Source organism: Rahnella bruchi, from assembly GCF_003614975.1.
GTDB lineage: Bacteria > Pseudomonadota > Gammaproteobacteria > Enterobacterales > Enterobacteriaceae > Rahnella > Rahnella bruchi.
Genome location: NZ_QZWI01000001.1, coordinates 1 through 14,071 on the forward strand (window position 1 = coordinate 1; position 14,071 = coordinate 14,071).

The window sequence follows — 14,071 nt, forward strand, 5'->3', positions numbered from 1 at the left end:
AAAATAAATTTCAAATTCGATAGTTTAAACTTTATAGGTATGTTGCTAAATGGGATAGATTGATGAACATATATTATCTGTGGAAATTTACTGACTACGGATGTATTTTGAAGAGAAATAATTTTTGATGGAGAAAGTTTATTCTTATTAATGTAACGAGAAAGGCCTACCATATCCCAATAGATACGCATCAGGAAAGATTGTTTTTTTACCTTTACATAGACGATATTTTGACTGGTAGGAAATTCCAGGCCATCTGGCACAAAGCATAGGAATTTCAGTTGCTTCTGAAGTGACGCATTAGATATAAACTGCTCAAGTATCGTCAAACCACCGCTGGAAGCCAGCGATGTGGCATTTAAAATAACTAATTTTGCACTATCCATATTACTCACTGTCGTTCGTTGAATGTAAATGCATAAAGTCTCAGCACACGAAAACCGAATAACTGATCGAGGATAAATATAATGCATGATTTCCATCAATATGATTAATATCATTGCTAAAAATAATGCTGCTAACATTAGATAACTAAAAAATATCTATCCTTATTTAGATATTCGAGATTGCGCGCAATAATATTTAAATTCAAACCATTGTGATTTGTTAAGCACTTTGCTCAAATATAATATCCAATATTTGATACCCCACTTCAATCTTAGGCACATCCACAGGTTTAATAATATTAGTTTGGTGATAATAGTCACTATGACATCCAATCCAATCATTTAACGCTGGATTAGCAAGAACATCCATTACAGATAAAGATGTTGTTCCAAAAGTAATATTGATTCATAAATTTTGGTAATGATTTACTACCGAAAATTGTCACTTCAAAAGCATTCCCACAAACATACAAAACGTAAGAATTCTTTTATTCCCGTAAATTATTTTCGGAAAAATCTTCTTAAAGCAAAACGATATTTTTTTTACTCCTGAAAATGAAATATTTAATAAACACTCATTTCCTTTGATTTTTTTTGCACTTTCTAACATGCTCTTATACTTTTTGGTCGCTATCAAAATATTTATAAAGGATTTCTTGAAGTTTTTAATTTTTCCAAATATATTTTTATGTCCACCCCCAACAACATTTCTCCCATGCTGTCTGTACTTAATCGTCTGGATATCATAATAATATATTCCAGATTCAGTAGCGGAGTTTAATGCTAACCAATTATCATGCATAGGCAGAGATGAAGGGAAAGGAAGCGATTTATTCAACAATTTTCTATTGAAGATAGTACTACAACCATAAACACTACTACTCCATAGCAAATTATTAAAATCCAGATTATTTAATGGATTAATTCTATTAGCTTCATAGAAACTATGTGAGATCGTCTTAAGCTTCTCGTCGACCAACTCAAGATCACTGAATATTAAAACGGCTGAATTGGATTGACTTTCTACTTCAGATATCTTATTCACCAGTAATTCTATTTTACTCTCGTACCAAAAATCATCCTGATCGCTTAACATAATATAATCAGCAGTTGTTGCTTCCAGGGCTTTATTAAAATTCCTTACAACCCCGCCTTGTTTACTTTTATTAATCAACTTTATTCTAGCATCTAGCAACACATACTTTTCTATTATACTAGTTGTAAGATCTGATGAGCCATCATCGCTGATATAAAGTGTCCAGTCATTATGTGTTTGGTTTATTATAGAACATATCTGCTCTTCAATGTAAGCCTCCCCATTATAGGTAGCCATAGCTATATCAACGTGCGACATATTTTTTCCTAGACAGAATGTACAATACTAAAAAATCTAAACTAACTCTTAGGGTCCAGGCAACAGCCGTACCAATTAGTGAGAAATGAATAGTAAGATAATAGAGAGCGATTAAGTATGGAACCAGTTCACATAAATGAAGAGTAGCAGTAATTTTGGCATAACCAGCAGCCTGTATTTTAGAAAAGGGTATCTGTGCTAATGCATTGAATATAAACCCAATCAAGAGGATTCTCAAAATGGTTGCAGGTTGTCCCGCATAAGCTGGTCCCATCCAGACAATCATGATTTTATTTGCAAAAATAAAACCAATAATAACAATAGGCAAACAGGCACCGAACATTAACAGATAACTCATTCGCTCTAGTTTGTTTTTATCCGCTGTTGCAGTATTACTGCTTAATTTTGGAAACAATGCCCTGGATAACGCTGCTGGTATGTTTAAAAGTCTAGCCACCGCTTCTGAGGGTGCCGTGTAAAAGGCAACCTTGCTCGCTCCTAAAACGTGAGAAATCACAAACCTATCAAAATAAACCATAACTGGACTAATGACATTACTGACAGTTATCCAGCCACCAAACATGATTAAGCGCCGTATAGTTTTAAAATTAAAGTGCAGACCGGCAGCTATTACCAATTTTCGTGAGAAAATAAAACTTACTACTAACGACCCTATTCTGCCAATCAGTAACCCTAGTATTGCCGAATATAGGTCATTCCCAAAATATGCAAATAAGGCTGGGAAAATTGCCAGGCACGAACTGGTGATGGTTCTTTGAATATTAATATTCCCAAACCGCTCCATTCCCTCCAGCGAAGCGAGCCATATTTGGTTTATTAAAAAAATAGGTACTGCTAATGATAATAACTTAAATGATTTCTCGAATCCGGGAAGTAAATTACTTGAAACGTTAAGGAATGCGCCTATCTTTTCTACTGAGAAAAATATCAGCATTGCTGCAAACAATCCAAGGACTGCTACAGTGATAGTTGAAGTCGAAATTATATTGTTTCTCTCTTCAACATCATCCCTAAAAATAGAGATTTCCCTAATCACTGCTCTTGTAAGACCCGCATCGAATATGCTCGCATATCCCACTACAGCAAACGCGAGGGTGAATAAACCAAAATTTTCTGTACCAAGCGTTCGAGCCAATATACCTAAACTAGGAATTGCTACAATCGTAGGAATAACAAAACCAGCCAGGTTATATATACTATGTTTGATTAGGCTCATATCTGCCTTAGGATTTTACGTTTAAATCTGCTAACTTATTACCTAAGAGGTCTTTTGCGGATAACTCAGGTATTGAATTTTCTAACGGCCATTTTATTGCCAGTGATGGGTCATCCCAGGCAATGCATGATTCATTTTTAGGTGAATAATAATCCGTCGTTTTATATAAAAACTCTGTATTATCAGTTATCGCGTAAAAACCATGGGCAAAACCTTCAGGTATCCAAAGTTGACGTTTATTTTCAGCGGATAAATAAACACCTACCCACTTTCCAAATGTCGGGGAGCATTCCCTGATATCAACGGCTACGTCATACACCTCACCTTGAACGCAACGGACAAGTTTTCCTTGTGCGTGGGGTGAACGTTGGTAATGCAACCCTCTGAGAACACCCTTAGAAGATTTCGAATGGTTGTCCTGGACAAAATTCACTTTATATCCAACAGATTCTTCAAATATCTTCTGGTTAAAACTTTCAAAGAAGAACCCACGATCATCACCAAATACTTTTGGTTCGAAAATCAATACATCTGGAATTTCAGTTTTTATGACGTTCATAAATCAATGACCCTTGACCATTTTCAGCAAATACTGACCATAGTTATTTTTTGATAGTGGTTCGGCTAGTACCCTGACCTGCTCAGCTGTTATGAAACCTTTGCGAAAAGCTATTTCCTCGGGGCAAGCAACCTTCAATCCTTGTCGCATTTCTATTGTTTGAATAAAGTTACTCGCCTCAATAAGACTCTGATGAGTGCCGGTATCCAACCATGCATAGCCCCTTCCCATCATCGCAACCTGAAGTCGGCCTTCTTCCATATAGATACGATTGATATCGGTAATTTCATACTCGCCACGCTTAGACGGTTTTAATCCTTTTGCCATTTTGATAACGCTGTTGTCATAAAAATATAAACCCGTAACTGCATAATTACTTTTAGGTTCTACAGGTTTCTCTTCTAATGATATTGCTACTCCTGCTTTATCAAACTCCACAACACCGTAGCGCTCTGGATCATGAACATGGTATGCAAATACCGTTGCACCAGACTCTTTAGCCACCGCCGTTTCTAATTGTTTTTGAAGATCATGTCCGTAGAAAATATTGTCGCCCAGTACCAGAGCACAATCATCATCGCCAATAAACTCTTCGCCGATAACAAAAGCCTGAGCCAGGCCATCGGGGCTTGCCTGTACTTTGTACTGTAAATTTAGCCCCCATTGTTTACCGTCACCAAGTAATTGCTCAAAGCGAGGAGTATCCTGAGGCGTACTGATAATTAAAATGTCCTTTATCCCGGCCAGCATAAGTGTGCTTAGAGGGTAGTAGATCATCGGTTTATCATAGATCGGCAGCAATTGCTTACTGACTGCCATAGTTACAGGATAAAGGCGAGTACCAGATCCGCCTGCAAGAATAATGCCTTTGCGAGTAGCCATATTAAAATCTCTTTTTAATGCTGCCTGAGAGTAACCTGAAAATATTAGAGACCTGACGGGGTAAATAATTCTGCAAGCATACGCTTAACCCCGATATCCCATGATGGCAAAGTTAAATCAAAGGTGTCCTGGAATTTGCGATTATCAAGCCTGGAATTATTTGGACGCCGCGCGGGTGTTGGATAGGCACTTGTTGCAACAGGATGCGTTTTCTTTAATGCCAGCTCAAATGAATTATTCTGCGCTTCAGTGAAGACCAGATTAGCATAGTCAAACCAGGTTGTTGTTCCGGAAGCGACCAGATGGTAGAGCCCCGCAACTTCAGGCTTACAAAGCGCTGTTCTGATGGCATGAGCGGTACAATCTGCAAGCAGCTCGGCACCCGTTGGCGCGCCAAACTGATCATTGATGACTGAGAGTTCTTCGCGATCTTTCGCAAGACGAAGCATTGTTTTTGCGAAGTTATTACCTTTGCCTGCATAAACCCAACTTGTACGAAAAATCAAATGTTTTGGGCAATGCTTCTGTACGGCAAGTTCACCGGCTAGTTTGGTCTCGCCATAAGTATTCAGCGGGCCGGTTGCATCATCCTCATTCCATGGATTGACGCCATTCCCTGGGAAGACATAATCTGTGGAATAATGAACTAACCATGCACCAAGGGTAGCAGCCTCTTTTGCGATAGCTTCCACACTCGTTGCATTTAATAATTGTGCAAAATCTCGTTCTGATTCAGCTTTATCAACAGCGGTGTGCGCTGCGGCATTAACGATCACATCAGGTTTGATACGACGAACCGTTTCAGCCACACCTTCTGGGTTACTAAAATCTCCACAATATTCTTTAGAGCGAACATCCAGTGCTATCACATTGCCCAAAGGAGCTAATGCCCTCTGTAATTCCCAACCAACCTGACCCGTTTTGCCAAACAGAAGTATAACCATTATTTACGATCTCCATAATTCTGCTCGACCCACGATTTATATGCACCACTTTTGATGTTATCAACCCACTTTTGATTATCTAAATACCATTGAACTGTTTTACGAATACCACTTTCAAACGTTTCCAGTGGTTTCCAGTTTAATTCCTGATTAATTTTATCAGCATCTATGGCATAACGACGATCATGTCCAGGGCGGTCGGCAACATAAGTGATTTGTTCACGATAGGAAACGTCCTTTGGAAGGATCTCATCAAGCAAATCGCAAATGGTTAGCACTACATCAAGATTTTTCTTCTCATTGTGTCCGCCAATATTATAGGTCTCACCAATAACACCTTCGGTGACGACGGTATATAGCGCGCGTGCATGATCCTCAACGTACAACCAGTCACGGATCTGATCGCCCTTACCGTAAATCGGCAGATTTTTACCTTCCAGAGCATTTAGGATTACTAAAGGTATGAGTTTTTCAGGAAAATGGAACGGACCATAGTTGTTTGAACAGTTAGTCACAATACAAGGAAGGCCGTACGTTCGCTGCCACGCACGAACAAGGTGGTCGCTTGAGGCTTTAGATGCGGAATAGGGACTACTTGGCGCATAAGGCGTCTTTTCTGTGAACAGAGGAAGTGCCTTCTGGCTTTGCCACTCATCAGGATGGGGCAAATCACCATAGACTTCATCGGTAGAAATATGATGAAAGCGGAAAACATCTTTTCTTTCCTGACTCAATTGCGACCAATACGCCCGAGTGGCTTCCAGCAGTGTATAAGTCCCTACAATATTAGTCTCGATGAAATCAGCAGGACCAGTAATAGAACGATCAACGTGACTTTCTGCCGCGAGATGCATTACTGCATCAGGTTGATGCGTTGTAAAAATTTGACTAAGAGTTCTTTGATCGCAAATATCAGCCTGAACAAAAGCGTAGCGTTCGCTTTTAGATACTATCTCGACTGATTCAAGGTTCCCCGCGTAAGTAAGTTTATCAACATTGATAATGCTATCATTAGTATTATTGATGATATGACGAACAACCGCAGAGCCTATAAAACCAGCACCACCAGTAACTAAAATTTTCATTTCAAAGTTTCTCGTTAATAATTATTATCTTAAATTAAACATCTGCCACTTTGGCTTAGCAATTATTTTCTTTAAGCGCACCTATTCTGGCGAGTTTATTAATGAACAACACAAACCCTGCAAAACACAGAATAAATAAACCTAGTACTGCTAACTGATTGTAATTTTTCACATCTGCAACAATCCCAATCAAAGAAAATGAAGTTGCTATAGCCAATACAATAGTCAACGCAGTTGAATGCCTAAACCCATATTTTAATAGAATGTGGTGCAAGTGCTCACGATCGGGTTTAAAAGGACTATCTCCCCTGCGGACTCTGGAAACCATCACCCGAATCATATCCATCAGTGGCACCGCAATAATCCATAATGCAGTCACTGGGTGTAATATCGCTGATGCACCCTGTGTTGCTAGAATGATCAACCAGATCACCGTAAAACCAATCAAGGTACTTCCGGCATCACCCATGAATACTTTGAACTTTCTTCCCCAGGGAATTCCCAGATTGAGAAGAATATATGGAATGCAGGCAATTGTTAAACAATAGCACCATTGAGCAAGTTCATTTTTTCCATGCAAACTAAAAGCAATGCCTAAAGAAGCAAAACTAACGCAAGATAACGCACCTAATAAACCATCAATACCGTCAACCATATTAAAAGCATTGATTGCACACATAACTGCAAAGATAGTAATTACATAACCGAGGATGCCCAGTCCCACTGCATAACCCAGGAAAATATCACCTAATGAGGATAGATGTAGTCCGCTAACCATCATAACTATCGCTACAAATGCCTGTAATACGATGCGCGGAGTCACTGGCAAATCATATCTGTCATCCAGTACACCAACGAAAAGAAGTAAACTCACCGACGTAATGTAGTAATAGAAATCAGGAAACCATGCCGGTTGTAAGAAATAAATAACCCAAATAGAAATGTAGATTGATACACCGCCAACCAGCGGAATATGACCATTATGGTGTTTTCTTGCATTTGGCTTATCAACCAAACCCACCCGTCGCGCAACCTTACGTGCAATAAATAACGAAGCTAAAGCACTGAAAAATATTATAATATATTCTTGCATGACTGCACCATATTCTATAAATTGATATAAAGACTGCTAATTCATTTTACAAGTGACATGTTAATGTTGTTCTGTAATTAACCGGCACTCTTTATAACGGTCATATTTCATTTCCTTTGAATTGTACTTCATTTTAATTTTATATTTCCCTGACTTGTTATTGATTACCATTTGATAAATAACATTCATGAGCAGTTTCACTTTCAAAGAATATCTATTCGAAGCTGAGTTTACTGATAAGCGCCGGTAGTAATCGTCACTATTTTATGGCCTTCACTGAGGCATCTGGTACTCTCTGTGACAAACGACCACGCTACCGCCCCTGGCTCAGAAGCTACCAATACACTTATCTCATCTCTGACTCAAGAAGGCTTGCTTACTGCATGTCCTTCTAAAGGATTTCGTTCTTCTTGCCGTTTTTACTGAAAGAATTTTTACCCTATTCAGGGTGCCCGACAAGATTGCATTATCCGAAAAACTTCAAAAATGCGCCTGATGCTGATGGTTAGACCAAAAAACAGCCACGCTAGCTTGTAACTTGCTCAGCCATCACGGTTAAATTTTGCCTTGAACCCTAACTCAACGACGCTTTAATAAGCTGAAAATTGATTAAGGCTAACCCTCTTAAAACAATCAATATTAATATGTAAAACGACGAGCAATCTTGAGTTATATAGCCTAGCGCAATGTGTATGACAACGCAGCATTAATCCTAAACTTTTATCGGTGAAATTCTGATCCATGCCCTTGAATGATTAGATATCAACCAGACTTTAACCATTCGATAAAGTGCAATAATCATTATTACTTTGCATGTCCAGGTTACAGCTTAGAGATCTCGGTTAAATGTCCTAAGACATGGCGTTAAAGGCTTTATTTGCCAATCCGACCAGAATTGATGAATGCTTCCAGGGCTGATAAATATGTAACCATCTATTTTTATTAAATAAAAAAGCACCATAGCAGGTGCTTTTTTAGAGCTGATTCAAGAATTACTCTTCAGCAAACTCTTTCAGCCACGCCTTGAACGCCTCACCCTGTGAGTTATGGCGAATACCGTATTCTACGAAGGCTTTCATGTAACCGAGCTTGTCGCCACAGTCATGTGAACGACCGGTCATAGAGAACGCTTCTACGGTTTGCTTTTTCATCAGCATTGCGATGGCATCGGTCAGCTGGATTTCGTTGCCAGCACCGTATGGTGTCACTGCCAGCAGCGGCCAGATCGCTTCGGAAAGAACATAACGACCCACAACCGCGAGGTTGGAAGGTGCATCTTTCAGATCGGGTTTTTCGACGATAGCAGTCATTGGTGCGCTTTCGCCCGGCTCAACTTCCACACCGTTGCAGTTAACGATACCGTATTTTGAAACGTCTTTTTCCGGCACTTCTTCAACCATAACCTGGCTGTTGCCTGTATCCTGGAAACGACGAAGCATCGCAGCAAGGTTATCTTTACGCAGATCGCTGGTGGAATCATCCATTAAAACGTCAGGCAGAATAACCGCGAACGGCGAATTGCCGATCAGAGGTTTTGCGCACAGAACAGCGTGACCCAGACCTTTTGACTGGCCCTGACGCACGTTCATGATGGTCACGCCTTTCGGACAGATAGACTGCACTTCTTCCAGCAACTGGCGCTTAACGCGAGACTCCAGCATGCTTTCCAGTTCGAACGAAGTATCGAAGTGGTTTTCAATCGCATTTTTGGAAGAATGCGTGACCAGAATGATTTCTTTGATGCCCGCTGCAGCACATTCGTTAACGATGTACTGGATCAAAGGCTTATCGACGATAGGCAGCATTTCTTTTGGAATGGCTTTCGTCGCTGGCAACATACGTGTGCCCAGACCGGCAACAGGGATAACAGCTTTTAACATTGTAAAGGATACTCCTTGAAACCTATTGGTGTGTAAATCCAGTCAGTTAGAATTCAAACATGTCAGGGAATTCACCGGACTGAAATTGTAAATACAAATTATTTCCCGCTACGATATTTCTTCCCTGAGTATAGTCCCTGTCATTTAGTTTAGGGAGACCAAACTGCTGACTTTAGGACTCCAGTACGATTGTCTGTATTTGATTACGATACCAGTAAGCAACACGAAACGGTAAGGTAAAGACCTCTTTTTAGGAATGTTAAACCTATTCGGCGATTTTATAATCATAAATTGCTGCTTTCGAAAACATCCGTGTCTTTCCGGTAAACATTGCCCCGGATCAGCGCTGCCCCTCCGCACGGTTTTATCTACCTCACTGTTTTAGATTTGAAATTTCATCTCCTGACGCCCATTATTCAACGTGCGGCAAACGCCGCGTAACTAAAGGTGAAAACGCTATATGGAATGGATCGCCGATCCGTCGATTTGGGCCGGGCTGGCTACCCTGGTAATTCTCGAAATTGTTCTGGGGATAGACAATCTCATCTTTATCGCCATTCTGGCGGAGAAACTTCCGCGCAGCCAACGTGATAAGGCTCGCGTCACCGGACTTATGCTGGCGCTCATCATGCGTTTGCTGCTTCTGGCTTCTATTTCATGGTTATCGACGCTCATCCGCCCGCTCATTACGGTGCTGGGTCACCCGTTTAGCGCGCGTGACATGATTATGCTCGTCGGCGGGATATTCCTCTTGTTCAAAGCAACGATGGAGTTGAATGAACGCCTTGAAGGTAAGGATGAGGAGCAAAGCCAGCAGCAACGTGGCGCCAGATTCTGGCCTGTTGTCGCGCAGATAGTCGTGCTGGATGCGGTATTTTCTCTCGACTCGGTGATTACTGCCGTGGGTATGGTTGATCACCTTGCCGTCATGATGGCTGCTGTTTGTATTGCTATCGGTCTGATGTTGCTGGCCAGTAAACCCCTGACCCGTTTCGTCAACGCGCATCCGACAATCGTCATCCTGTGTCTTAGTTTCCTGCTGATGATTGGTTTCAGCCTGGTGGCTGAAGGCTTTGGTTATGCAATCCCGAAAGGATATTTGTACGCCGCAATCGGCTTCTCCGTCATTATCGAAGGGCTGAATCAGCTGGCGCAGTTCAACCGTAAGCGCTTTTTGTCCTCACGTCGCTCTTTACGTGAACGCACTGCAGAGACTGTTTTACGCGTTCTTCGTGGCAAACATGAAGAAGCCGAACTGGATGCACATTCCTCTAATATGATTGCTGACAGTGCGGGCGAAGAAGATGCCATCTTCAACCAGCAAGAACGCCATATGATTGAGCGTGTACTGGGGCTCGGACAACGTACCGTCAGCAGCGTGATGACCTCCCGCCACGACGTCGATAATCTTGAACTCAATGACCCGATTGAATTGCTCAAACAGCAAATAGCCGAAAATCAGCACACGCGCATTCTGGTGACTGAAGACAGCTCTACCGATGAGCCGTTAGGCGTGGTGCATGTCGTCGATTTGCTTAAACAACAGCTTTTGCAAAATGAGTTAGACCTTAAGGCGCTGATCCGACAGCCGTTGATTTTCCCGGAGCAGCTTTCCCTGCTGATGGCACTTGAACAGTTCCGCCTGGCCAAAACTCATTTTGCCTTTGTCGTTGATGAATTCGGTTCGGTTGAGGGCATTGTGACCCTGACTGACGTGATGGAAACTATCGCCGGTAATCTGCCGGAATCAGATGAAACGCCGGATGCGCGCCATGATATTTCCCAGCAGGAAGACGGTACCTGGATTGCCAATGGTTATATGCCGCTGGAGGATCTGGTGATGTACATCGCCCTGCCGGTTGATGAGAGGCGGGAATACCACACGCTGGCGGGTTTACTGATGGAACATACTCAGAGCATTCCGCAGGTCGGTGCCCAAATTCACATTGATGACTATTTGTTTGAGCCTCTTGAGGTCAGCAGCCACCGCATTCTGAAGGTAAAAATCACGCCGCTTAAAACTGAAATGGATGATGATTACGAAGTGTAATCTGCCTTCCGGCTTACAGTTGAAGTTTTGATGAAAACAAAAACGGGACGCTGATGAGGCGTCCCGTTTTTATTGAGCAGTACACATTGAGGTACAGAAGGATTATTTATTCAATAACTTCTGCACATCTTCTTTTTCTTTGCTGTCTTTACGTTTATCTACCCAGTTCTGGATAGCGCTGCGGGCACTTTGTTCCAGTGTCCGGCGCAGAATTTGATCAACCTGTAACTGATAACCCAGTTGCGCCCACGGCCCGTAAACGCGCAGCGGGATCTCCGTGGTTTTCAGCGTGTTAATCAAATTACTGTCGCCCTTCCAGCCGCCGGTGACACGGACCAACAAATTCATGTCAACCTTCTCTCCGGCGAGATCAACCAAGCCATCACCTTTTGCATAAACCATTGGCGACTGACCTTCCAGATCATTAAGTTTCAGCGTGCCATTTTCCAGCTGCCCCTGCGCTTTCAGCGTATCTATCTGGCTGTAATGCTCATATTTATCAAGTCCCTGAACGTTACCGGTATTACGACTGACTGCCTGCTGGATCAGCTGCTGGATATTGAGACCGTTAAGATGTGCGTTAGTCATCGCAAGCTGAGCATTGCCATGCCAGTTATGTGCGAAATCTTCAGCCGACAGCCCTTTTCCGCTCATATCTCCTTTCATAGAGAAGCTGCCGGTCAGCGCTTTCGGCAATCCGTAAGCCGTGAGCAGGTCGGCCAGTTCAATATTCTTAACATCCGGCGTCATGTGAACCTGAATGCTTTTACCGGTGACATCCATATCGCCAGGCAGAGAAAAACGTCCCGCACCGAGATTGCCACTGAAGGTCGGCAGCGTGACTTTGCCCTGCCGGTTATCGGCATTCAGTGCCAGATTTTGGATCTTCATCCCGCGATAGGTTAAGTCAGCCACTTTCAATGCCAGATGGGCGTTGAATGTCTGCAAATTACTCAAACCGTTCGGCTGCTCATCAACATCACGCGCAATAACCGGAGCGGAAGTGATTGACTGAATACTCTGAGCCGCCTGCTCGTCAGTTTTAGGCTGCCAGCCCGAAAGCGCATCCAGATCGAGTTTGTCAGCGTTTAAATTGAGCTGATAATTACCGATATCATCGCCCATCGTGGCAGACGCAGTACCAGAAATCTGATTATCATTTGCCGTCAGCGCCAGCTGAGTGAGCGCCAGTGAATCATTATCACGCTGATAGCTGGCCTGCATCGACCCCGTACCCTCAACGCCTTTAACCGGAATGTCAGCGCCGCTCAGCTGATAAGTAAATTTACTGATATTGGCCGAAACAGCCTGCGGATAATGCTGCATATCCACTTCGGCATTCATTGTGAATGCCAGGTCACGCTGATTGCGGTTTATACGGCTCGAAAGTTGAATGGTAGCCTGACGGTTGTCGTTTTTATCAATTTCCATATTGATATCACGCACATTTATCTGTTCGTCATCGCCGCGCTGCCAGATAAGCAGACTGTCAGCAATGCTGACTTTATCGATATCAAACTTCCAGCCCGCCTCAAGTTCAGAGGCTCCCGGCGCGACTGGCGTTGGCGTAGAAGGCGCAACCGGCGCATCCGGCTGGCTCTCTTCAGTTTCTGGCGTCAAACGTATTACGGCGTTTTTCAGCAGTACCTGCTTTACCGCCAGCTGATGAGAAATAAGAGGCCAGAGTTTGACGTCCAGCCGCATGTTTTCGGCACTGACAACCGGCACGTTAGCACCCGGCGCGGTGAGCGACGTCTGACCGGCAATAATGCTCAGCTGTGGCCAGACGTGCCAGCGCAACGAGCCGTTGATGGCCAGCTGATATCCGCTTTTCACCTCAACCCGTTCCACCATGTACTGGCGAAAATCATTCGGGTTGATCAGAAATACCAGCGAAGTCATGCCGGCAATGATAACCACCAGTAGGATCACCAGTGTTGTCAGTAGTCTTCTCATGCCTTCCTCACGTTTTTATCCGTTACGCGGATAAAAAACAGAATCAGTCTTTATCAATACGACTGGCAATTGCGCTTTGCTGGTCGCGGTATTTCGCATCCTGACGGCTGTTATAAGGGCGTGCAGCGGAACCGGACAACGGCTCGAAGCTCAGCGCACCAATCAGCATTCCCGGACGAAGTGCCAGCGGGAGCTTACCTGAATTATAGAACTCGAGAACGATTCGCCCCTTCCAGCCCGGATCGATACGATGTGCGGTGACATGCACCATCAACCCGAGACGCGCCAGTGAAGAACGTCCGTCCAGCCAGCCGACTAAATCATCAGGAATGGTCACAGACTCAAACGTCACTGCCAGCGCCAGTTCGCCAGGATGCAGGAAAAATGCTTCGCCTTCCGGCAAAACAATCTCATCACTCATCACTTTATCCAGCGCGGCGCTGACTTCATCCTTCGGGCCACTCAGGTCGATATAACCGGCGTTATGGCCGAGGAAAACGCGAAAACCGTTACCCAGACGCACATCTACCGTCGCACCGTTAATCCGTTCAACCGGCGGACGGGGTGAAATGCCCAGTTTGCCGCTGTCGAGCCAGGCTTCTATATCTCGGTCGCAAAGTCTCATCGTATCTCCGGTATGGTTTT

The 14,071-nt window shown here is 43.2% G+C and carries 11 protein-coding genes and 1 pseudogene; 1 reads left to right on the top strand and 11 read right to left on the bottom strand.

The window, feature by feature from the left end; translation table 11 throughout:
* The 9 genes and pseudogenes from D5398_RS25515 to galU form a co-directional block, all read right to left on the bottom strand.
* Positions 1-386 (bottom strand): annotated as a pseudogene (locus D5398_RS25515) (glycosyltransferase); the annotation flags it as partial.
* Positions 387-828: 442 nt separating this feature from the next.
* Positions 829-1,740 carry a glycosyltransferase family 2 protein gene (locus tag D5398_RS00010; RefSeq protein WP_120505807.1) on the bottom strand — a complete coding sequence of 304 codons (912 nt, stop codon included), beginning with the start codon at positions 1,738-1,740 and terminating at the stop codon, positions 829-831.
* A complete protein-coding gene (locus D5398_RS00015; protein ID WP_120505808.1) occupies positions 1,727-2,977 on the bottom strand; it encodes a flippase in 1,251 nt (416 codons plus the stop codon). Before D5398_RS00015 ends, D5398_RS00010 begins: the two co-directional genes overlap by 14 nt.
* A 7-nt stretch (positions 2,978-2,984) precedes the next feature.
* Entirely contained in the window at positions 2,985-3,536 is a 552-nt protein-coding gene (rfbC, locus tag D5398_RS00020) for a dTDP-4-dehydrorhamnose 3,5-epimerase (RefSeq protein ID WP_120505809.1), read from the bottom strand.
* Between the two features lie 3 nt (positions 3,537-3,539).
* A complete protein-coding gene (rfbA, locus tag D5398_RS00025) occupies positions 3,540-4,418 on the bottom strand; it encodes a glucose-1-phosphate thymidylyltransferase RfbA (protein ID WP_120505810.1) in 879 nt (292 codons plus the stop codon).
* Between the two features lie 44 nt (positions 4,419-4,462).
* Positions 4,463-5,362 carry a dTDP-4-dehydrorhamnose reductase gene (gene rfbD, locus D5398_RS00030; protein WP_120505811.1) on the bottom strand — a complete coding sequence of 300 codons (900 nt, stop codon included), beginning with the start codon at positions 5,360-5,362 and terminating at the stop codon, positions 4,463-4,465.
* Positions 5,362-6,447 carry a dTDP-glucose 4,6-dehydratase gene (gene rfbB / locus D5398_RS00035; RefSeq protein WP_120505812.1) on the bottom strand — a complete coding sequence of 362 codons (1,086 nt, stop codon included), beginning with the start codon at positions 6,445-6,447 and terminating at the stop codon, positions 5,362-5,364. Before rfbB ends, rfbD begins: the two co-directional genes overlap by 1 nt.
* Positions 6,448-6,502: 55 nt before the next feature.
* Positions 6,503-7,540: a UDP-N-acetylglucosamine--undecaprenyl-phosphate N-acetylglucosaminephosphotransferase gene (gene wecA / locus D5398_RS00040; protein WP_120505813.1), complete on the bottom strand. Its 1,038-nt coding sequence runs from the start codon at positions 7,538-7,540 to the stop codon at positions 6,503-6,505.
* A 992-nt stretch (positions 7,541-8,532) separates the two neighbouring features.
* Positions 8,533-9,420 (bottom strand): UTP--glucose-1-phosphate uridylyltransferase GalU, encoded by an 888-nt coding sequence (galU, locus tag D5398_RS00045; protein WP_120505814.1) that lies wholly within the window; start codon positions 9,418-9,420, stop codon positions 8,533-8,535.
* 460 nt (positions 9,421-9,880) lie between these two features.
* On the opposite strand from galU, the gene D5398_RS00050 reads away from it, so the two are divergent.
* Positions 9,881-11,470, top strand: coding sequence for a TerC family protein (locus D5398_RS00050; RefSeq protein ID WP_120505815.1), 1,590 nt, complete (start codon positions 9,881-9,883; stop codon positions 11,468-11,470).
* A 102-nt stretch (positions 11,471-11,572) separates the two neighbouring features.
* Here the strand turns inward: D5398_RS00050 and asmA are convergent, their stop codons facing one another.
* The gene (gene asmA, locus D5398_RS00055) at positions 11,573-13,426 is read right to left on the bottom strand and encodes an outer membrane assembly protein AsmA (protein WP_120505816.1); all 1,854 of its coding nucleotides are present in this window, start codon (positions 13,424-13,426) and stop codon (positions 11,573-11,575) included.
* A 43-nt stretch (positions 13,427-13,469) separates the two neighbouring features.
* Positions 13,470-14,051, bottom strand: coding sequence for a dCTP deaminase (dcd, locus tag D5398_RS00060; protein ID WP_104922419.1), 582 nt, complete (start codon positions 14,049-14,051; stop codon positions 13,470-13,472).
* Between the last annotated feature and the right edge of the window lie 20 nt (positions 14,052-14,071).

Excerpts from the sequence above, each read along its gene's own strand:
- D5398_RS00010 (WP_120505807.1), bottom strand. The coding sequence starts at position 1,740 with ATGTCGCACGTTGATATAGCTATGGCTACCTATAATGGGGAGGCTTAC.
- D5398_RS00015 (WP_120505808.1), bottom strand. The coding sequence starts at position 2,977 with ATGAGCCTAATCAAACATAGTATATATAACCTGGCTGGTTTTGTTATT.
- rfbC (WP_120505809.1), bottom strand. The coding sequence starts at position 3,536 with ATGAACGTCATAAAAACTGAAATTCCAGATGTATTGATTTTCGAACCA.
- rfbA (WP_120505810.1), bottom strand. The coding sequence starts at position 4,418 with ATGGCTACTCGCAAAGGCATTATTCTTGCAGGCGGATCTGGTACTCGC.
- rfbD (WP_120505811.1), bottom strand. The coding sequence starts at position 5,362 with ATGGTTATACTTCTGTTTGGCAAAACGGGTCAGGTTGGTTGGGAATTA.
- rfbB (WP_120505812.1), bottom strand. The coding sequence starts at position 6,447 with ATGAAAATTTTAGTTACTGGTGGTGCTGGTTTTATAGGCTCTGCGGTT.
- wecA (WP_120505813.1), bottom strand. The coding sequence starts at position 7,540 with ATGCAAGAATATATTATAATATTTTTCAGTGCTTTAGCTTCGTTATTT.
- galU (WP_120505814.1), bottom strand. The coding sequence starts at position 9,420 with ATGTTAAAAGCTGTTATCCCTGTTGCCGGTCTGGGCACACGTATGTTG.
- D5398_RS00050 (WP_120505815.1), top strand. The coding sequence starts at position 9,881 with ATGGAATGGATCGCCGATCCGTCGATTTGGGCCGGGCTGGCTACCCTG.
- asmA (WP_120505816.1), bottom strand. The coding sequence starts at position 13,426 with ATGAGAAGACTACTGACAACACTGGTGATCCTACTGGTGGTTATCATT.
- dcd (WP_104922419.1), bottom strand. The coding sequence starts at position 14,051 with ATGAGACTTTGCGACCGAGATATAGAAGCCTGGCTCGACAGCGGCAAA.